Origin of the sequence: Rhodococcus sp. LB1, from assembly GCF_001583455.1 — a bacterium.
GTDB lineage: Bacteria > Actinomycetota > Actinomycetes > Mycobacteriales > Mycobacteriaceae > Rhodococcus_F > Rhodococcus_F opacus.
The window spans coordinates 1-17928 of sequence record NZ_LTCZ01000141.1; the positions used below are offsets into that span (position 1 = coordinate 1).

The following is a 17928-nucleotide window of genomic DNA, read 5'->3' on the forward strand; positions in this document are numbered from 1 at the left end:
CAGGTATTGATCATTTCTCGAGGGTACTGCGGGGCGACGTATCAGAGACGCTACCGTCGACTGTATCCCTCAGTCCTGGAATCACACTGCCAACCTTTAAGGTGAAACTGGTGGACTCAGGCGTCTCAATTGGAGTTCTTGCACGTGAACGCAGAAACGGGCCGATGAGGGTTGTGGGTAGCTTCGCGTCAGACGTCACCTCGCAAGGCGTTTGCGTCCCCTTCGGCAGCCTGACCCGCGAAATCGAACCCTAGCCCGCCGGTAGGCGGTCCGGCAAAGTGGCAGCAACGCTCGCGGACATCCCAAGCAGATCGGGTGAGCCGGTCCGACTCATGGGCAGGGAGAAGACGCCACGCCTGATCGCCTGCTGCATCGGCTCCGTGGGAGTAGCCGGCAATCGTGAACTGCCTCGGTGAGTACAGCCTTTAACTTGCTGAGGGCGTCTACCTTGCTGATTGGCCGAGGTGTCAGAGCGACCAGCTTCGACCCAACGAGAGCCCCGAGGCTAAATGAAACGCAAGCACATCCACAGGATCCGGCTATCGTCCTCACCATGACGCAGAGCGACGAAGTGTACGAATCCAGCGACCGCACCCTCAACGACGGCGAGACGGAAGAACTTATCGCACAGGCCGAACGGACACGGACGGCAGCACTCGCGCAGGGCCGTCCGGATCTTGCTGCGAAGGCGCAGGAAGTGATCGACAATCTCACAAGTGCCCACGAAAGACTCGAGCAGACCCACGCCGAGCACGGACACGCCCGCCACCAGCTCCAGGCCGCCCGCGGGGAACTCGACGAGGCACAGAACGAGGAGGGGTGACGCCGGAGGAGATCGACGAGTGGGTGGCCAACGTCGGCCCTGCCCCCGACGACGTCTTCGCGAAGATCGTCGCTGTGTTCAGAAATGCAGAACTGCGCGACGAAGCGGATCGCGGTACCGCACCGACCAGGTCCGACCGATGAGCACCGTCGAGTGGACGCCGGCGATGGAGGCGTGGCTCCAGGAGGCGCTGTCTCGCAGCAAACCTCTCACGGTGCGCCAACTCGACACGATCCTGCCGCTGTTCCGCAAAGTGCGCGAGCAACAGTTCAGCGAGAATGATGGTCCACGCAACAGAGCACCTCTGGTGCAACACAACTCAGGCGGGAGAGTACAGATGGCCTTGAAGCCGTGGCAGAAGATCGAGCGGGTCGGGACACCCACCATCAAGGAGGAAGAAGGCCGTCCGGGAATCCTCATGGTCACTGTAAGACTCGCAGGCAGTCACGAACCGGAGTGGGATAACTACTTCAAGAATATGATCGACGCGCTCGAAGCAAACGCGTCCATCGGAGGATGGGGACCCTCCGAAGTCGTGGTCCACTCTTCGATTCTGGAAGCACACCTCGAATCGACCATCGCCGCGATCGACGAAGCTGTCGAGGATGCGAACGAACGCTACGAACGTGACGTGATCCCCGAGAAAGAACGGGTGGCCAAGGAGCGCGACGACGCCAGAGCTAGAGCTGAGGCGCGGCAGGCCGGAACTGGATCAGAAGGCAGCAGCGCTCGCGAAGCCCGAGCCCAGAAGCACCCGAAACTGGTAAAACCCGAATCGAAGGTGCCAACCGACGCCGCTGTCGGTTGGCACCTCCGAAATCGTGGAGCTACGCGTTGGCAGACTGCTCGCGAATGAACTGGACGACGTCGTGGGGAAGGTACCAAGACCATCCGCCCGCGGACTCGATGTGCCGGCTGCCGATGCCGAGAAGGCCGATGTCCTTGAGGCGTTGTACGAGGAACGGTGGGACTGGGCCTCCAGGGTTCGCAGCGAGGGCGGACCGCTGGTCCTCCGACAGCCACGACCACGGCAATGTGAAGTTGTTGTTAGTCATTCGGACGAAAGTACACAACAGCACCGACAACTCATCCAAACCGATGATGAGCAGCCTGGAGCCGTGAGGCCGGGAGCCGTGGCGCGTGTGCGCCGACCGATCAGCTAGCGTTCCGATCCATGGTCAACGCGATCTTGATCCTCCTCGGTGTCCTCACCCTCGCCGCCGCGTCGATAGCCAGCTGGTACGCCTTCAGCGCCGACCGTCGCCAGTCAGAACGAGCCTATGTCGACTGGCAGGTCACACCCGATGAGGACAAGGTGGGCCGGTTCGACGTGTACAACGTCGGAAAGGACACTGCATTCGACGTCGTAGTCGAAATCTGGGATGCGCACGACCAGGTCGAGGCCAAAGCAGACAAGGTGGACCCCCTTGTCGTGTCGAACGCTGACATCATCACGCTCGAACTTCCCACCCGAGCGAAAAGCGGCCCGGACGAAACGGGCACTCCGAAGCCGACCGGGCCTCATCCGTCCGAGATGCACGAGCAGATCCACCACGGTCGCATGATCAAGTTGGCCGAGCAGTCCTGGAACAACTACAACGAGATTGTTCGCCGCGAGCAAGGACGACAGGTACATCTACGCGTGACCTGGCGAAGCAAGCGAGGATCGTGGCGCACGCAGGACCTTCGGACCGGCTAGCAAACCAGCGCGATGCTGGCCCCCGGGTAGGTGAGCGCGGACTGCCCTACCCTCGTCGGCCCCGCGCGGATTTGGGGGCTGACGAAGAGTGTCAATCGTTAGACGGAGATTCAGACTCCGCGAGCGCGTCCAACAGCACCTCGATCCCCGGATCGTTGTAGTGGGAGATCGTAAACTTTTAGATCGATGCGAGCTGAGTGGAGGCCCCGTTAGGTATCGCTGTCAATCTCGGGCAATCGGTTCCAGCGAGAGAATTCGTCGGCCAGGTCGCTGAGCTCGAGCGACTTCTGCGATTCTGTGGTCTCGGAATCCGATTGCCTACCGTTCCTTCTCGACGGACTCAATGCTTGCGATCGCCCGGAGGAGAAGCTCGCTCCCTGGCTCATTGAAGTTGGCGATCGCGAAACGATACAGCGCTGCAATCTTGGCGATCGTGTCGAATTCGTCGCTGTCGCGATCGAGAACACTCCTCCACTGGTCGTACTCATCGATGAGCTCTTCGATCGTGCGGGCCGTCGCGATGGACGCTTCTGACATCTCTGACTCCTGTTCATTGCTGGCCGGCGAATTGCCAAGGTGTTGCTCGAACAGGCTATAGGTATGGGATCCATCGATACGGCCCGCCACAAGGTTCTGACCGTGTCGCCCCGACACAGGGCAGCGGACCTGAGCGACCGGCGAAGCCAACCCTGTTACCGGCATGTTCCACTCCGAAATAACCACCTCGAGGCGAGGATCGTGTAGGTGAGACGGCAGCCACACCGTGACGTACTCCGGCGGCGCTGGGTTGTCGGCGCGCAGGACGGCTTGGAAGACGAACCCAGCGGAGATATTTCGCAGGCACGGGTAAGAATCCGAGGCCGCGCACTTGTCCCTCGGATGGAGCACGACCCCACCGAATCGGTCGGCTTCGGTGTTCTCGTCGTCAGGGCCGTGGGCGTCGGTCCCGGGCACATCGTTCGTCACAGCATTGATCCTCATACACACACCACGACACTGGGGGTGCGATTCCGTTCCACCCTCCGACTGTGGTGGTCGACACAGCGGCACTCGACGTGCACCCATACCTGTGAGCACACAGGTATTCGTCGCGTCCCGGGGGTTCTGTTTCGTCCCGGCACATCGCTAGAGGGATGCAGTTCCGCTGCTCACCCGTTGTCAGCAGATCCGGATGGTGGCGCGGAGCGGCGCCGGCCGGCAGCACGACCGCGCCAGACCCTCGATACTGACGGCTGGGTCGGTATCGGCTGCGGCGGCGGCATCGATCCAGCATCTGCCGCACCGAGCGGTCTGAGCACGTCGTCGAGGGGACACCTCGACGGGAACGTGTTCACGCCAATCTGTCTCGGCCGCGGCAGCGTGCAAGCGTCCGGAGCGCGGTCCCGGTCGGACTGGTGGTTATCATCTGGCATGGCCAACGCGCTCCGCCCCTCGGATATCGACCTTCGTATCGAGATCAACTCCTCTGCCCCCGCGGAGCTTCAAGAAATTGGAATCTCGTACTGGGAGATCGTCGGCCTCGACTCCGAAACCGGCGAACCCGTGTGGGCCACCAAAGTCCGCGAGCTCGACGTCACAGCATGGGCGAACGCCGCCCATTTCGCGGCCGCCGCTGCCGTCACTGCAACGGTCCCCGACCACTCCTGCTCGTCGTGCGGGGGCAAGTTGACGCTAACCTCGCGCAAGGCACTGACCGATACGCTGCAGGGGAGGAACGTCGACTGCCGAGCCTGCAACACCACCGTCGAACAACGCGTCGCGCGAATACTGAACCCGAAATCCCTCGAGGAGCGCGCCCGCAGACTCACCGAACGTCAGGCGCAAGAGACCGCAGCGGCGGCGGAGCGGGAGCTCGAACAGTCCCGACGAGACGCGATCGCCGCCCGCTACCCGATCGGCACCGACGACAGCGCACAGCGCATCGACGACGCACCACTCCTGGCAAGGATCGGTGCGCTCGCCGTGCTGCACGCCGTCGGACACCGTGCCGGCCTGATCTACCCGGTCGAGTTCGCCAACGAAACCATCGGTCCGAACGAGTCTCTCAGCAAGGAACTCTTCATCGCCGCCTGGCACGCCCACCTACTCCAGATCCACCCCACCTCCCCCACCGACTCCTTCATCTGGGATGACGACCACACCCTCGGTGACGGGATCTACGTCCGCCGTACACGGTTCTTCACCCCCGGCGACGGAACCCTCGAACACCGCCTCGAAACCTTCGCTTCTCACCTACGCGCCGACCTCGAACTACCCACAATGTGGTCGACCGACAGAACTGAACTCGCCGACCTCGTCCACAGAGTCATCGCCGAAGAAGCCGGACGCTACCTCGTGTACCAGCTGTGCGAGCACAACCTCCCCGACCTCACTGCCACACACGAAGAAGCACTCCGAACCGTGACCCATCGCGGCGCCTCCCACTTTCCCATCGGCCACCTGTACCGCATGGCATGGTCGTCAGCTCGCGACGCATCCAGCGCCTACCAACGCCACGCAGGAATGTCGAAAGAGAACGCAATTACACACGGCCTCAAACAATTCGAACGCTGGATCCAACGCGCCTCCGAAAACCCCGAATCGCTCAACGCACCCTTCCGCGAGGACACGACCAACCTGCCGCTCACCGCGGTCACCAGTGTCGTCTTCCGCACCATCTTGGGCCTGGACCCGATGAGCGCCGACCCCGCACAGATCGACGACCTGCTGGCCGCAGCGCCCGATGCTGAGGTCCGCGCGATGTGCGACCACCAGATCCCGGAACATACCGAGCTCATGGAGTGGATCCGCACCTCAGCCGACCACTGGGAGGACGACGAGTTCCGCCGAATAGTCGCCGTTCTCGAAAACTCGTCCGCCGACCCCTGCGCCCCGGGATGCGCACACGAACACCTCGCCCGCGTTGCCACCGCAAGCGGCCAACTCTATGACCGCATCGTCTCCCGCGTCGGCGACACAGACGCCGCAATCGTGACCGCGGAGGCGACAGCACTCGCCAACGCCACCCAGAACCAGGTTCGTACTGGCGACGCCATACTCGCAGATATCGTTCGGATGCTCCGTCACCCGGAGCTCAACGAAAAACACGATCTGCAGTAACTCTCACCAGACTGCAGCCGGGCATCCGTTCGGAATCATCCAACCACGAGGGTTAGCAAAGCACGCGGATCCATAACTCCTCCGGCCGTTCGTCAATAGGTCCCGGCAATATCTTCCCTTCGTTCGGCATGGGAAAGACGTGCTACGAGATGGAGGGGCCACTTGGCCGTGTTTAACCATCATATGGACCGCGACGGTTCGCTGCGCCTACCTGTTCAGGTAGGCCTCTTCCCCGCGCTCGCTACGACCCATTGTGAGCGCGGGGTTTCGAATGTGGTGGACGGCAGGCCAACTACCAGTGACGACGAACTCTTCGCATCCGCCGAGAGGTGTTGTCGATCTCAAATCCATTGAGATTTCCGCGGACCCGGTTGACGTTCACATACGCGTAGTAGAGACGCGGAATGAGCATGACGTACAGCAGCGCGATGTACGCACTGATACCACCGGCTGCGTACGCAGCGACGCCCGAGAGACTGACCGCGTCGGGCTTGCTCGTTACCATGCCGACCACGATGATCACCGCAGCGAAGACGCACGCGATTGTCGCGGCCATGAGGTGGCTGACGCTTTCATCCAGGGCATCTTTGTCGCTGTCACGGGAAGTGTCGTCGTCATCGAACCACTCCGTGAGCTTCAGCCGCAGCGATGACAGCTGAGCGAAGACTGTCAGGCTCGCTCCCGAGAGCAATGAGACAGCCGTCAGTAGTACGCCAGGAAATGACAGCTCGACGTCTTTCCACGCCATCAGTCCGATGACGAGGAGCGGAACCCCCGCGACGACACCGCGTGCTCCCCAGTCCGGCACGGGTCCCGTATCGGTGTCCTTGGTCAGACCCTTCCAGTGACCGATGAAGACCGGGGCAAAATTGAACCGGTCGAGCATGGTTACCTCTCTTCTTACAGATCTTTGAGATTGAGACTAGCTGCTCGAGCTGACATCAATGCGAGGGTTCGCCGGCTCACTTCGTCGAGAAACGCTTCATCTGTGGGGCGGTGGTTCGCGATGGGGTAGGTGAAGACGTCGGGCAGCCGCGATGGGCTCACCTGCCGTTTGCCGAGATCTGTATCGATGACCACCCATGCGTCGTCGAACTCGACCCCTTCCATCTCATCACCGAGCAAGGCTGCCAACTCGTTCGCCATGCCACCGTCCCCGGACTTCACCTTGATCGACTTCTGGACGGCCTTCATCACTTTGTTGCTCATCTTCGATTCGATTCGAGCCTCAACCCGGAACTTCTCGTCACGGCGCAGCCGGCTGTCTGCAACTCTGCGGTGAACGAGAACCATCGACTCCGCCTCGTTCTCCTCAATGAAGGCCATGAGCTGCTTCGGGTCACCGATCGGCTCGGCGATAAGCTTCCACCAAGGATGTTCCTTACCCGCCACAGTGGACGAGGCGCCTTCCTTGGCTGCCTGTTCTTGTGACCACTTGCGTAGCCATTGAACTATGTATTTTGCTGGGCACGCTCCCGCGGCCGCCTCCACCGCGAGGGTCCCGACATCGCCGGCCTCAGGCAATATCAGCGCGAAGCGGTACTTGCGCGTGGGTGAGTAGTCGGTGATGTCGATCGGCTTCTTTCCTGTGACATCCGCGTGCGGAACTGCCTGGTCGTGACCGGTCGCGCGCCCATAGTCCACCTCACCGAAAGTGTGCCGCCCCTTCTTCTCGATCCGGGTGAGCATAAAGACCGGCTTCTGTCGGAGTTCCGATGGCGCTGGGGGATCCGAGTCAGGCGAAAGGGGAAACCCCCGTTCGGTCTGATCGACCTTCGATGTGAGCAGGTCGTGAGCATACTTCCGGTAGGACCATGTTTCAGAGTCCTTCTTCTGACTGAAGTTCAAGTCCTTTCGGCCGTTCTCGCGACGCAGCCGCGTCTCAAACAGTCGCACTCCCCATGACGTCATCGTTCTTTGTTCCTGTTCTTCCAGTCCCGTTGGTGTTTCGGATTGAGATGCATAGTGAAAGATGTGCGGGTTACTGTTCGCACGGAGCGGTCGTTCGTCCGAATGACATGACCGTCTGGGCGTGCAGGCAGTAGCAGTCCGAGCGCTGAGTCGACGCAGATTCCGAGTTGCGCCCCGAATGCGCCGCAGACCGGGAGTTGTTTCGCCAACGGATCGCGGTCCAGTTAGCGACTCAAAACCGTCCACCCGCCAGCTTGCCGCGTGGCATTTGCCACGCAATAACTGTGACGTGCAGAAACAGGCAGCATTGATACTGCCGCAGTTGAGACCGGGCCATTCGAGCACTCTTTCAGAACCGGCAAGCTCGGGTTGCTACATCGCAGCCGAATGCTTGAGTGTTGTCGATCACACCTCGCGGGTCGGATCGTCCATGCATAGGCCTCGGGTATGTCAACTACGACAGGGCACCGAGACCCGCGATTCCACGGCGTCGTCGCGATACCTCGACCTCCAGAAACTGAAGGGGTGAATATGGGCACGGTAGATAGCCGATAGGAAGGTTTCGCGGCCGATCGTGACGTAGGCGGACAACTTTCGGTGGTCGAGGGACTATTCGATGTAGCCGACCTCAACGCCCACGATGGTCCCGTCACCAATGATGGCGCTGCAATTGAACTCACTGCGCACGGTGGCGCCGAATGAGTTGCTGGCGTCCACATCCCCGGTGACCACCCAGCGGCTCAGTTCGCCGTAGCTGCTGTACCGATCCAACTGCGCGTAGTCCTCGTCGATGGTCTTGAGGCTGTCTGTCTCGTGCGCGGAAACGTTACTTAAATCGGCAGTGCTCGGAGACTTCATCCGATCGGCCACGGCGCTTGTGCATCTGTCGATGGCTTCATCCTCTGTGCTGTTGCCGAACACGGTGAAACCGACGATGACAGCGACGACGGCCAGAGCGCCCGCTGCAATCCACATGCCCTTGCGGCGGCGCTTGGGCGGAGCTGCTGACGCGGGTGTAGCCGTAGGTGCAACGTGGGCGGCAGGCACGTCGAGTTGTCGCGTCTCCGTCCATGTCTGGCCGTCCCAGTACCGGACCGAGTTGGGTTCCCCCGACGGGTTTGGATACCAGCCGGGGGATGCTGAGTCAGGCATGCGGGTCCGTTCGTGGTCGGGAAGTGGTCGGTCAAGAGGGATAGCAAATTCACAATGCCCCGATGGTGCGAATCAATGTCCCGTTCGATGATGTCGAACGGGACCACCGAAACCGTGTTGGTGTGGCGACCGAGTCGGGAGCCACACCAACAGTTCAGGACCGCCACTAGCCCGGCTGCCGTGAACGAATGAGCCCATGCACGAGTAGTGGCTGAGGGCCGCTCTCCGTGTCTACGTGGATGACACTGTGCACGCGTCACTCACCTGTTGCGATGGTCTAGATGTTGACGCCGTAGTCGCGGGCGATCCCGGCCAGGCCGGAGGCGTAGCCCTGACCGATCGCGCGGAACTTCCACTCGCCGTTATGCCGATACAACTCGCCGAACACCATTGCCGTCTCGATGGAGGCGTCCTCGGTCAGGTCGTAGCGCACCAGTTCGTTTCCGGTGCTGCGGTCGACGACACGGATGAATGCGTTGGTGACCTGCCCGAAGCTCTGCCCCCGCTGCTGTGCGTCGTGGATGGAGACGGGGAAGAAGATGTTGGTGACGTTCGGCGGCACCGCTTTGAGGTCGACGTTGATGACCTCGTCGTCGCCGTCACCGTCGCCGGTGAGGTTGTCGCCGGTGTGCTCGATGGATCCGTCGGGTGAGCGCAGGTTGTTGTAGAACACGAAGTGCTGATCGGACAGGACCCGCTTGTTCTCGCCGGTCACCAATGCGCTCGCGTCGAGGTCGAAGTCGTGACCGGTGGTCGAGCGTGCGTCCCATCCCAACCCCACGGCGACCGCGGTCAGGTTCGGTGCCTGCTTGTCGAGGGAAACGTTGCCGCCTTTGGCCAGGGTGACGCCCATGAAGATCCTTCCGCCCACAGCGTGTGGATGCGCACTGTTTGCCCACCCCATTCGACGCTCAGGCTACCCACCTTAGAACGTGATGTTTCGGACACGCCATTGCAGGGTGAATCCGGGTCGTGCCCGTACTATCAGCGCGTGATCGGTTGCCAGACAGCACACACCGGGGATCGAGGACGGGGGCGCAGGATCGCCCGGTGCGATGCTGCCAGGCGGGGGTGTTCGGTGGCTGAGCGTTTGCCTCGTCCGTCGACGGTCGCATGAGTCGACCACCTCCCCTTGCGGGCGGCCCACGCGCGACACCCATTTCTGACCTCACCAGCACCTGGATGGAAAGGACCGGCTCCGGCCGCACCTCATGACCGATCTCGCCCGCGGCCAGAACACCCCCATCGACGACGGCTCGCTCACTGTGGCCGTTTCCGGCGTCGGCCAGGGCGCCATCGACCTGATGGCCTTCCAGCTCGGTAGTGATCAACGGGTCCGCTCGGACGCCGACTTCATCTTCTTCAACCAACCCACCTCCCCCGAGGGTGCGGTCCGACTGGTCGCCGCCGACCGCATCACGATCGACCTCCGCGCTGTTCCGGCCGGCATCGAGAAACTGTCCATCGCCGTGGCGCTCGACGAGCAGGTCGCCGGGAGTCTCGCGCACACCGGCAATCTCGGGGTCGTCCTCGAACAACCCACCGGGATGCGGGTCACCGCACGGGCGCTCGGCCTGACCACCGAACGGGCAGCGGTCCTGCTCGAGGTCTACCGCCGCCAGGGCACCTGGAAGGCCCGCAATGTCTCCGCGGGCTGGGACACCGGGCTGGCGGCCCTGGTCACCCACCACGGTGTCGACGTCTCAGACCAACCCGCCCCGCCGCCGGCGGCACCGGCACCGCCCGCACCGGCGGCAGCGCACCAGTACACGCCGACGTACCCACCGGTCGTGGCCGCAGCGGCAACCGCCCCTACCGCTCCCCCGCACACCCCACCACCACCGCCGGCGTCGGTGTCGCCGATCAGCTTCGAGAAGGTCAAGGTCACCCTGTCCAAAGACTCGGCCACCAAGACCGCCCGGATCGACCTCCGCAAGAGCCAGGGCGACCCCAACTGGGTACTGACCGTCGGACTCGAATGGGACGGCCGCGGCGCCCACTACGACCCCTATGGCCGGGTCACCCGCTACGGGACCGGGGACCTCGACGTGTACTTCTTCTGCCGCGACGAGGTCACCAACAAGTTCGTCGTCATCAGCGGCGAAGCCCGCCACCGCGGCACCCTCGACAAGTGGCCGTTCATCCACCACGACGGCGACAGCAAAGGCCCCGGCAACGGCAACCGGCCCGCCGTCGAACAGGTCCGCGTCCTGCCCACCGAGAACGGAGACCTCCTGGTCAACGTCTACCAAAGCGTCGACAACGGAACCGGCGCGATCGACACCTTCGGCCGCCCCCGCGTCGCCATCCGATACGGGCGCGCCGCACCCGGCGGGCTCCCCCGCGACGACGCCGACGAAATCCTCGTCTACGTCGGCAACGGACAGGACTCCTACTGGGCCACCATCGCCCACATCGACGTGCAAGACGGCATCCTCACCGTCGACGGCGAAACCCGCTACAGCCACCCCGGCAGCGAACACATGCCCGGACTCGACACCACCGGCACCTGGGTCCGCGAACCCCAGGGCGGACCCGTCGGTCGCAGCAAGAAAGCGAACCGCGGAATCGGACTCACCAAATACACCGGCCGCTGCCCCACCCCGACAGGAAAGTACTGACCATGCACCCACACACTCCGAAACGCCTTCCCCGTGCCGCCGGTGTGCTCACCGCCCTCACCGGGACAGTTCTCCTCGGTGCTGGTCCCGCCAGTGCCGCGGAACCGGTTCTGGCGCCGACCATCACCGCCGACGCGGACGGGCTCGTCGTCCACGCCACCGTCACCAACCCGAACCCCGGCCCGCTCACCTACCCGGGGGTCGAATGCTTCCCGCAACTGACCGACCACCAGAACACCGGCGGCGACATGCCATGGATGTGGCCGACCCTGCCCCAAGCCAGCGTCCCCGGCTTCGGCGCATCCATCGGTGAGACGAAACAATTCCTCATCACCGTGCCCCACCCCGGGGACTACACCGTCGAGGCGTACTGCTGGCTCCAAGGCGACGTGCAATCCGCGGCCGGCAGCGACAAATTCACCCTCACCGTCGACGGGAGCACCAAACCACAACCAGAACCCGAACCCACCGCACCGGGGCTGCCATTCTTCGGCAGCTGACAACCCTGCCCCATCATTAGGTCTCAGCGCTGAAAGACACGGCTCAGCCATCGACGGGTCTGATGGATGCGCCGGACCGGTATCTCCTCGCCGCTCTCGCGCGAAGCCTCGGCATCGGCGGCCTCTCGGTGCTCGGCGGCGCTTCTCGCCGCGTCGCGGGCGCGCTGGCGCTGTTCGTTGTATGCGGTGAGTTCGGCACGCAGGCCGGCACGGAGTTCCGGGACCGTCTCGGTGGCGCCGAGCAGTTCGAAGAACCCGGGGAGCGAGAACGTGCGCTTGATGCCGTGGCGTGTCCAGTAGATCCCGACGTGATCGATATGGTGTTCGTCGTCGAAGTCCAGGAGTGCATAACCGGCAAGTTGATAGACATCGGACTTGGTGATCGTCGTCGCGGCGTGCGTGGACTTGAAGTCGAGAAGCAACCCGTCGACCAGAAGATCCGCGTCGGCGCCGCCGATGGCGTCAGACCCGGAAAAGCTCATCCCCGAGCGCGCCGCGCTCGCACGGGCACGTAGCTCGCCCAGTCCGGTGTTCGCGAGGCAGACCTGGTCGTGGAGTTGATCGATGACGAACCACGGCACCTGCGCGCGTGCCTGATCGAACGTCACCGCCCTTCCGCCGTCCAGTAGTGGTGTCTTGTCGATGACGTGCAGGTACGAGCGGTAGAGCTGATCCAGTTGGCCGGCGACCACGCAGAGGCGGAGCAGGTCGTTCTCGATCGACTCGGGCAGCTCGATACGGTCGGCGAGCTGTGGGGGTGCCTCGGCGAGCAAGCTGGCGATCGCGGCCGTCAACTCACCCAGCAAGGCGGCCGCTTCCGGATGGTTTCTGGTCAGCGCTGCATGGCCCCTCCGCGCCGATACCGGGACGAGATCGTCCGTGGTGAACGCCAGTCTCAGGCGAAAATCGATGGCGGTTCCGATCAACCCCCAGTCCGGCCGCTTCCCGGTATGACTGGATTTCGTCCGGAGAGCATGCTTGCGAATACCGTCGTGGACCGCAGTCACCGCACCAGGGTTGGGAATAGATCTCTGCGCGAACCGCATGAACGGCGATCCGGCCCACTCGATCTGAGATGTCAAGGACACCGGCAGAACACTACTGCGCCACCCCTGGGCACCCTGCGCAGGTACGACAAGCGATCCCATGTGCCGGCGACTACCTTCAGCGACCCCCAGTTATCTTCCACCTGCGGCACGTCTGGTAGTTACTCCCAGGGAGCCGCTCCCCACCGATCCACAGCTCCCAGTCATCACAAAGATTCCCCCGGCCAAGACTTCAGACAGGCGACACACAACATGCGAATCCGCCGCATCCTCTCGATCGCTACATGCATGAGCGCGGTCACGCTGATCCTGACCGCCTGCAGCGACGACTCAGCCACCCCCGCAAGCAACGCCGCTTCGGCATCAGCGACCACCTCGACGCAGGACGCCGACTCCACCATCAAACGGATCACCGCCCCACCCACGACTACCGCGGCGGCGGAGACCACGAGCGGAAAGGATCTGCACGGAGCTGCGCTCTACCTTCAGACGTGCCACGACACGCTGGAGTACTTCGACGCGGTCCGCGAACTCGCCGACCTGGTCGGCGAACCCTTCGACTCGAAGGAGGCCGCCGACGGCCTGCTCGAACTCGCACGCACCGGCGGCGAAGAGCTTCTTCAAGACCTCGAAGCGTCCGGTGACCTCGACGTCCCGGCCCCTGATCCGAACGAACCGACGTGGGAAGAAATCCCGAAGGCCGACCGCACCGAAGTCGAGCGCGCCATCTACGCCGCCGCCGACGGCCACTGCTGACCCCACCGAAGAGGAACCAGCAAGACGGACATCATCTGGATCAGCCGAACAGCTTCCTCAAGATCGGCCCGATGACGGGAATGCCGTCGGCGCTGCCCGTACCTGTCGGCGCTGCCGTTACGTCGACACTCAGCGACGCGGTCGGCGGTCGATAATCCGGCCATCCCACACCACTGGCGCAGCCATACGCATACAGGGTGTGCGTTCCGATGCTGGTGGGCGTCCACTGCACGGTTGCCAGCAAGTCCTCATTCGGCGCAACCGGAATACCTCCGAGCAGGTCGCTCTGCTCAGCAACGGCCGGGTCGACATCCACCGCAACGCCGACGGTGCTGTGCTCCTGGCAATGCACCGTGACCGTGTAGGTTTCGCCTAGATAGAGGTTGTCGCTGGAGAGGGTGATCGTCGTCGGTGCAGGTTCGGCCGACGCGGGACCGGCGGTCAAACTCATCACCCCCGCGATGGCCGCCGCGAACATGATTCCCCGGCCGGTCCGCCGGTGTTGCGTTGCTGTCCTCATATGTCTCCTGCCTCAGGCACGCCGTCCTTGTTAGCGCACGGCGTGGTACGGCGGGGTCCGCGATGGCGCGTCTACGTGCCGGCGGCGCTCGCACCCCCTTGTGCGTATCAAAGCAGACCGCGCCGACATGGTTCACGCGCCGTTCCCGATTCTGAATATGGGTGTGTAGATCGCGTGAATGACACCCCGCTGTTTTTTGTGATGTCGCGTGCCGTCGCATTTTTCGAGGATTTAGGTAACCGTGCGATCGGATGGCGCCGCCGACGACAACCGTGGTGCGGGTACCGCGGTGTGCCGAATTTCCGGACTCGCACATACACCACAATCGACCCAGTTCGCGAAGGATCACCTCCTCGGCCGGGCAATCCAACTCAACCCCGAACCGACGCAACCCGACACCGACAGTGCGGGCCAGGTCAACCGTTACGTCGCGCTCGACAACGACATGGACGGTGACTACACGATCAAGGCCGCCCGCGAAGGAGCCGCCCGCGCCTACACCGTCGACTACCTGCGCACCGCAGACCGGTTGATCGAAGCCGAGGCCGCCGCCCGCGCCGCCGATCGGGGACTGTGGACCTGCGACGGCGGAACCCCGGCGCCGAGTCCCGCGCCGGCACCGCAATCTCGCCCCGCACCCACACCGCCCACCCACCCCAGCGGCCCCGGCACCTTCGGGGATCGTCGTCAAACCCGGTGCCTTCTGCAGCGGCGGCACCGGCGTCACCAGCACCGGAACACCGATGGTCTGCGCACCCGGCTCCGACGGACGCAACCGGTGGAAGGCAGCGAGCTAGAACCATCCGCCCGGCCGCCGGTGGAGGTGACGGTCGAGCGCAGTCACGCGGTGCCGCGGTACCGGCTCGACCGAACACCGGCAGTGGGGCGCGCCTCCTGTGAGGTGCACCCCACTGCGCGTTCGTGTTCGTTTCCCGGGGATGCCCACCATCCGCCCGCAGATGACCGTGGTGCACCGGCCCTCACCCCCGGAGAGTGTTCACGGTCCTCGACCGGCCGCGCACCGACTCCGCGGCCGGTCGAGGGGGCGTCGTGTACCGCGGGTGAGGTCACCGGGCGCCGGCGCCCACCACCGGGGCCCGAGTCAGCACCCGAGCCAGCGCCACCGTGGCCGTCAACACCGCGGCCACCACCGCGACAACGCACACCAACGTCGCAGGGACGGTGGAATACCCGAACAGCCCAGCGACACCCACACCCGCGGCCGTCGCCGCCAGTGCACCGACCGGAAGCAACACCGCCAGCATCCGCACGGTGCCCGCGCGCCGATCATCGCCCGCCGCGGCCAACACCCACCACACAGCAGGCAGGGCGCACCCGTACGCCAGCACCGCGCTACCGGCGTAGAGCACCAGCACCACAGCCCATTCCACCGCGATGCCCACCGTGGCCGTGAACACGACATACAGCGACACCAGCATCGGCGACAAACCCCACGGTGACACCAGCAAGGGCCGCGGCGACGGTCCGGCCCAGCAGGAAGGTGCGCCGACGGTGGCGTTCGTCCGCGCTCGCCGCGTCCCGCACCACCCGCCACCCGGACAGCCACAGCGCCACCCCGCAACCGGACCCGGCCACCGCGGCACCGCCGAGGACGACCACCGCAACAATGGATGGATCAGTCCACGCCGGCTGGAACGACGTCGCCACCGTGTACGGCCGCGACGTAAACGCGGCGAACACCACCACCAAGACCAGCCCGACGACCAAACCCACAACCCCGAAGATCCCGCTCTGTCTCCCCACCCACCCATCGTGTCACCGAAAGGTGCTCAGATCCCGGCAACCGCGGCCGCCGGGCGTTCCCTAACGCCGGCTATCGCGATCCACTCCGCGGGAATCGTCGAGTCAGGTACGCCGAGTTACCTCGCACCCCTCCCCGGGCACCGCTGGTGCGGACACCCGCCCACCGCCGAGATCCCCACAGGCTCATGGCCTTCGCGGCTGGATGGTCGCACAGAGAATCGGGGGCAATGCTGTACCTCACGCGACCGAAATTTCGGCCTGAGCATCGTGGAAGGCTCGCTCGATCTCGACCGAAATCCGGCCGCGGGAGGACACCACATGGCCCGCCCCGATCGCCCACTCACGAATCTCCCTCGAAGACTTCTTCGCCGGAGCCTTTCTCACCTGTTCCCTCTTCGCCGGAACCTTCGCCGCGACCGTCTTCTTCACGGCCTTCTTCTCCGCAGTTTGCTTCGCCGTGACTGTCTTCTTCCCGGACGTCTTCGTCGAGGCGGTCGTCGTCGCGACTGCCTTCTTCGCCGAAGCCTTGCCCGCCGCTACTCTCTTGACGGGAGCCGCCGCCACAGCCGTGTTCTTGGCAGCTGTCTTCTTCGCGGCCGTCTTCTTTACCGGCGCCGGTTTAGCCTCCGCCTTCTTCGTCTGAGCGTCGTGGAAGGCTTGCTCGATCTCGGCCGGAATCCTTCCGCGGGAGGATACCTCGCGGCCGTCTGCGATCGCCCAGGCACGAATCTCCTTGTTCGTCGTTTTCGCCGGACCTATATTCCCTACTGCCTTTTTCACCGGCACCTTCGCCGTGACCGGCGTCGTCACGGCCGCCTTCGTCCCGGTCGGCTTCTCGGCAGCCGTCTTCGTCGCGCCTATCTTTTTCTCCGCCGGAGCCTTGCTCGCCGCTACTCTTTTGACCGGAGTCGCCGCGGCGGTCTTCTTGGCGGCTGTCTTCTTCGTTGCTGTCTTCTTTACCGGCGCCCGTTTGACCTGAGCCTTCTGCGTCTGAGCGTCGTCGAAGGCTTGCTCGATCTCGGCCGGAATTCTCCCGCGGGAGGACACTTCCAAGCCCTCCCCGATCGCCCACTCGCGAATCTCCTTGGTCGTTTTCTGCGCTGGAGTCTTGCTCGCCGCCCGCTTTGCGGGGGCTTTTTCCTCGAGCACCTTCTTTACGGCCTTCTTCTTCACCGCTGCCGTCTCCGCGATTTCCTTCTTCGAGGCCTTCTTCTTCACCGGCTCCGGTTCAGCCTGAGCCTTCTTCGCTCGAGCGTCGTGAAAGGCTTGCACGATTTCGACCGAAATCCGGCCGCGGGACGACACCTTGAAGCCTGCCCCGGTCGCCCACTCACGAATCTCTTTGGTCGTCTTTTTCGCCGAGCCTGCAGAACCCCTCGGTGGTACCGCCATATTTTTCTCCCTATTCGCCGGGCAATCGTCGAACGCAACAGTAGCGGTATTTCAGCCCGCTCACCGCCAGCGGATCGAAACTACGACCACTCACACGCGGGCCGCATTGTTTCCGAGGACCAGCGCCCCTCACCCTTGTCGTCCAGCAGGACCATACAGAGAACCGTCTGTCGGCGGTGCCCAACGACTGCTGGACCACTGCGACCAACCCGGCCTGGCGTTTTTCCTTCAGTCGGAGAGAGTATACGAACTCGGTTGCTTTGCAATCGGTTCCGCTGATTGGCAGTGAACACGGGGGCACCTTCGCACATGCACCGAAGGCCTCGAGACTGCCATGACGCGAAACGCAGTCCAGCACAAAATAACGGTGGGAAGGTGTTCGAGCCCACTATCACGGCCGGGAGGAGACCGAGAAAGACCCCACACCGGAGACCTCACTCTCCCAACGAGTTCCGATCCAAACGGGGGGTTGCGGACGCTGCGTCATGGGCGCGGGGTGCGCGTCCAACGTGCGTGGCCGTTCTCCGAGGACGGGGCTACGGAAGTCGGGCGCTGCCCGCACCCACGTATTTCAGGTGGTGGACCTCGCCTGGGACCTTGATGAGGTCGTCGAAGGTGCCCGGGTCGGTCAGCACGTCGTGGGAT

19 protein-coding genes are annotated in these 17928 nt (G+C 63.7%); 9 read left to right on the top strand and 10 right to left on the bottom strand.

Features of this window, described 5'->3' with window-relative positions; translation table 11 throughout:
* The first annotated feature begins 553 nt into the window (after window positions 1–553).
* From AZG88_RS20390 to AZG88_RS20395, 3 genes are read left to right on the top strand one after another with little or no spacing between them, the layout of a single operon-like run.
* Window positions 554–823, top strand: coding sequence for a hypothetical protein (locus AZG88_RS20390; RefSeq protein ID WP_061698751.1), 270 nt, complete (start codon window positions 554–556; stop codon window positions 821–823).
* Complete coding sequence (locus AZG88_RS51850) at window positions 820–966, top strand: hypothetical protein (protein ID WP_156517560.1); 147 nt, start codon at window positions 820–822, stop codon at window positions 964–966. The genes AZG88_RS20390 and AZG88_RS51850 overlap by 4 nt, the downstream gene beginning before the upstream one ends.
* Window positions 963–1679 carry a hypothetical protein gene (locus AZG88_RS20395; protein WP_061698752.1) on the top strand — a complete coding sequence of 239 codons (717 nt, stop codon included), beginning with the start codon at window positions 963–965 and terminating at the stop codon, window positions 1677–1679. Before AZG88_RS51850 ends, AZG88_RS20395 begins: the two co-directional genes overlap by 4 nt.
* Here AZG88_RS20395 and AZG88_RS20400 read toward each other — a convergent pair.
* Window positions 1651–1878, bottom strand: coding sequence for a hypothetical protein (locus tag AZG88_RS20400; protein ID WP_061698753.1), 228 nt, complete (start codon window positions 1876–1878; stop codon window positions 1651–1653). The two genes, AZG88_RS20395 and AZG88_RS20400, sit on opposite strands and share 29 nt — an antisense overlap.
* Before the next feature lie 119 nt (window positions 1879–1997).
* Between AZG88_RS20400 and AZG88_RS20405 the strand changes: the two genes are divergently transcribed.
* Window positions 1998–2522: a hypothetical protein gene (locus tag AZG88_RS20405; RefSeq protein WP_061698754.1), complete on the top strand. Its 525-nt coding sequence runs from the start codon at window positions 1998–2000 to the stop codon at window positions 2520–2522.
* A gap of 318 nt (window positions 2523–2840) precedes the next feature.
* Here the strand turns inward: AZG88_RS20405 and AZG88_RS20410 are convergent, their stop codons facing one another.
* A complete protein-coding gene (locus tag AZG88_RS20410) occupies window positions 2841–3488 on the bottom strand; it encodes a hypothetical protein (protein WP_156517561.1) in 648 nt (215 codons plus the stop codon).
* Between the two features lie 444 nt (window positions 3489–3932).
* Between AZG88_RS20410 and AZG88_RS20415 the strand changes: the two genes are divergently transcribed.
* Window positions 3933–5621: a hypothetical protein gene (locus tag AZG88_RS20415; protein ID WP_061698756.1), complete on the top strand. Its 1689-nt coding sequence runs from the start codon at window positions 3933–3935 to the stop codon at window positions 5619–5621.
* Between the two features lie 292 nt (window positions 5622–5913).
* Here AZG88_RS20415 and AZG88_RS20420 read toward each other — a convergent pair whose 3' ends face one another.
* From AZG88_RS20420 to AZG88_RS20435, 4 genes are all read right to left on the bottom strand, one after another.
* On the bottom strand, window positions 5914–6507 hold the full coding sequence (locus AZG88_RS20420) for a hypothetical protein (protein WP_061698757.1): 594 nt from the start codon (window positions 6505–6507) through the stop codon (window positions 5914–5916).
* 14 nt (window positions 6508–6521) lie between these two features.
* Window positions 6522–7532, bottom strand: a complete 1011-nt coding sequence (locus AZG88_RS20425) for a hypothetical protein (protein ID WP_156517562.1) — start codon at window positions 7530–7532, stop codon at window positions 6522–6524.
* Window positions 7533–8141: 609 nt separating this feature from the next.
* Window positions 8142–8684 carry a DUF2510 domain-containing protein gene (locus tag AZG88_RS20430; RefSeq protein WP_082833412.1) on the bottom strand — a complete coding sequence of 181 codons (543 nt, stop codon included), beginning with the start codon at window positions 8682–8684 and terminating at the stop codon, window positions 8142–8144.
* Between the two features lie 277 nt (window positions 8685–8961).
* Window positions 8962–9537: a TerD family protein gene (locus AZG88_RS20435; RefSeq protein WP_061698760.1), complete on the bottom strand. Its 576-nt coding sequence runs from the start codon at window positions 9535–9537 to the stop codon at window positions 8962–8964.
* A gap of 358 nt (window positions 9538–9895) precedes the next feature.
* Between AZG88_RS20435 and AZG88_RS20440 the strand changes: the two genes are divergently transcribed.
* Both AZG88_RS20440 and AZG88_RS20445 read left to right on the top strand, forming a co-directional pair.
* Complete coding sequence (locus tag AZG88_RS20440; RefSeq protein WP_061698761.1) at window positions 9896–11305, top strand: TerD family protein; 1410 nt, start codon at window positions 9896–9898, stop codon at window positions 11303–11305.
* A gap of 2 nt (window positions 11306–11307) precedes the next feature.
* Window positions 11308–11805: a hypothetical protein gene (locus AZG88_RS20445; protein ID WP_061698762.1), complete on the top strand. Its 498-nt coding sequence runs from the start codon at window positions 11308–11310 to the stop codon at window positions 11803–11805.
* 23 nt (window positions 11806–11828) lie between these two features.
* On the opposite strand, the gene AZG88_RS20450 is transcribed toward AZG88_RS20445, so the two are convergent.
* Window positions 11829–12893 (bottom strand): hypothetical protein, encoded by a 1065-nt coding sequence (locus tag AZG88_RS20450; protein ID WP_156517563.1) that lies wholly within the window; start codon window positions 12891–12893, stop codon window positions 11829–11831.
* A 246-nt stretch (window positions 12894–13139) separates the two neighbouring features.
* Between AZG88_RS20450 and AZG88_RS20455 the strand changes: the two genes are divergently transcribed.
* Window positions 13140–13607: a hypothetical protein gene (locus AZG88_RS20455; RefSeq protein WP_061698764.1), complete on the top strand. Its 468-nt coding sequence runs from the start codon at window positions 13140–13142 to the stop codon at window positions 13605–13607.
* Between the two features lie 40 nt (window positions 13608–13647).
* Here AZG88_RS20455 and AZG88_RS20460 read toward each other — a convergent pair whose 3' ends face one another.
* Both AZG88_RS20460 and AZG88_RS20465 read right to left on the bottom strand, forming a co-directional pair.
* Window positions 13648–14085 (bottom strand): hypothetical protein, encoded by a 438-nt coding sequence (locus AZG88_RS20460; protein WP_061698765.1) that lies wholly within the window; start codon window positions 14083–14085, stop codon window positions 13648–13650.
* 1109 nt (window positions 14086–15194) lie between these two features.
* Window positions 15195–15566, bottom strand: a complete 372-nt coding sequence (locus tag AZG88_RS20465) for a hypothetical protein (RefSeq protein ID WP_061698766.1) — start codon at window positions 15564–15566, stop codon at window positions 15195–15197.
* Window positions 15567–15583: 17 nt separating this feature from the next.
* On the opposite strand from AZG88_RS20465, the gene AZG88_RS52710 reads away from it, so the two are divergent.
* Window positions 15584–15955, top strand: coding sequence for a hypothetical protein (locus tag AZG88_RS52710; protein WP_197487884.1), 372 nt, complete (start codon window positions 15584–15586; stop codon window positions 15953–15955).
* Window positions 15956–16128: 173 nt separating this feature from the next.
* On the opposite strand, the gene AZG88_RS20470 is transcribed toward AZG88_RS52710, so the two are convergent.
* Window positions 16129–17283 (bottom strand): Lsr2 family DNA-binding protein, encoded by a 1155-nt coding sequence (locus tag AZG88_RS20470; RefSeq protein WP_061698767.1) that lies wholly within the window; start codon window positions 17281–17283, stop codon window positions 16129–16131.
* Window positions 17284–17928: the final 645 nt, after the last annotated feature.

What these genes read in the sequence shown, in the direction of transcription:
- AZG88_RS20425 (WP_156517562.1), bottom strand. Translation starts at nt 7,532, where the DNA reads ATGACGTCATGGGGAGTGCGACTGTTTGAGACGCGGCTGCGTCGCGAG.
- AZG88_RS20460 (WP_061698765.1), bottom strand. Translation starts at nt 14,085, where the DNA reads ATGTTCGCGGCGGCCATCGCGGGGGTGATGAGTTTGACCGCCGGTCCC.
- AZG88_RS20420 (WP_061698757.1), bottom strand. Translation starts at nt 6,507, where the DNA reads ATGCTCGACCGGTTCAATTTTGCCCCGGTCTTCATCGGTCACTGGAAG.
- AZG88_RS20455 (WP_061698764.1), top strand. Translation starts at nt 13,140, where the DNA reads ATGAGCGCGGTCACGCTGATCCTGACCGCCTGCAGCGACGACTCAGCC.
- AZG88_RS20415 (WP_061698756.1), top strand. Translation starts at nt 3,933, where the DNA reads ATGGCCAACGCGCTCCGCCCCTCGGATATCGACCTTCGTATCGAGATC.
- AZG88_RS20470 (WP_061698767.1), bottom strand. Translation starts at nt 17,283, where the DNA reads ATGGCGGTACCACCGAGGGGTTCTGCAGGCTCGGCGAAAAAGACGACC.
- AZG88_RS20435 (WP_061698760.1), bottom strand. Translation starts at nt 9,537, where the DNA reads ATGGGCGTCACCCTGGCCAAAGGCGGCAACGTTTCCCTCGACAAGCAG.
- AZG88_RS20390 (WP_061698751.1), top strand. Translation starts at nt 554, where the DNA reads ATGACGCAGAGCGACGAAGTGTACGAATCCAGCGACCGCACCCTCAAC.
- AZG88_RS20440 (WP_061698761.1), top strand. Translation starts at nt 9,896, where the DNA reads ATGACCGATCTCGCCCGCGGCCAGAACACCCCCATCGACGACGGCTCG.
- AZG88_RS20400 (WP_061698753.1), bottom strand. Translation starts at nt 1,878, where the DNA reads ATGACTAACAACAACTTCACATTGCCGTGGTCGTGGCTGTCGGAGGAC.
- AZG88_RS20405 (WP_061698754.1), top strand. Translation starts at nt 1,998, where the DNA reads ATGGTCAACGCGATCTTGATCCTCCTCGGTGTCCTCACCCTCGCCGCC.
- AZG88_RS20465 (WP_061698766.1), bottom strand. Translation starts at nt 15,566, where the DNA reads ATGCTGGTGTCGCTGTATGTCGTGTTCACGGCCACGGTGGGCATCGCG.
- AZG88_RS20445 (WP_061698762.1), top strand. Translation starts at nt 11,308, where the DNA reads ATGCACCCACACACTCCGAAACGCCTTCCCCGTGCCGCCGGTGTGCTC.
- AZG88_RS20395 (WP_061698752.1), top strand. Translation starts at nt 963, where the DNA reads ATGAGCACCGTCGAGTGGACGCCGGCGATGGAGGCGTGGCTCCAGGAG.
- AZG88_RS20430 (WP_082833412.1), bottom strand. Translation starts at nt 8,684, where the DNA reads ATGCCTGACTCAGCATCCCCCGGCTGGTATCCAAACCCGTCGGGGGAA.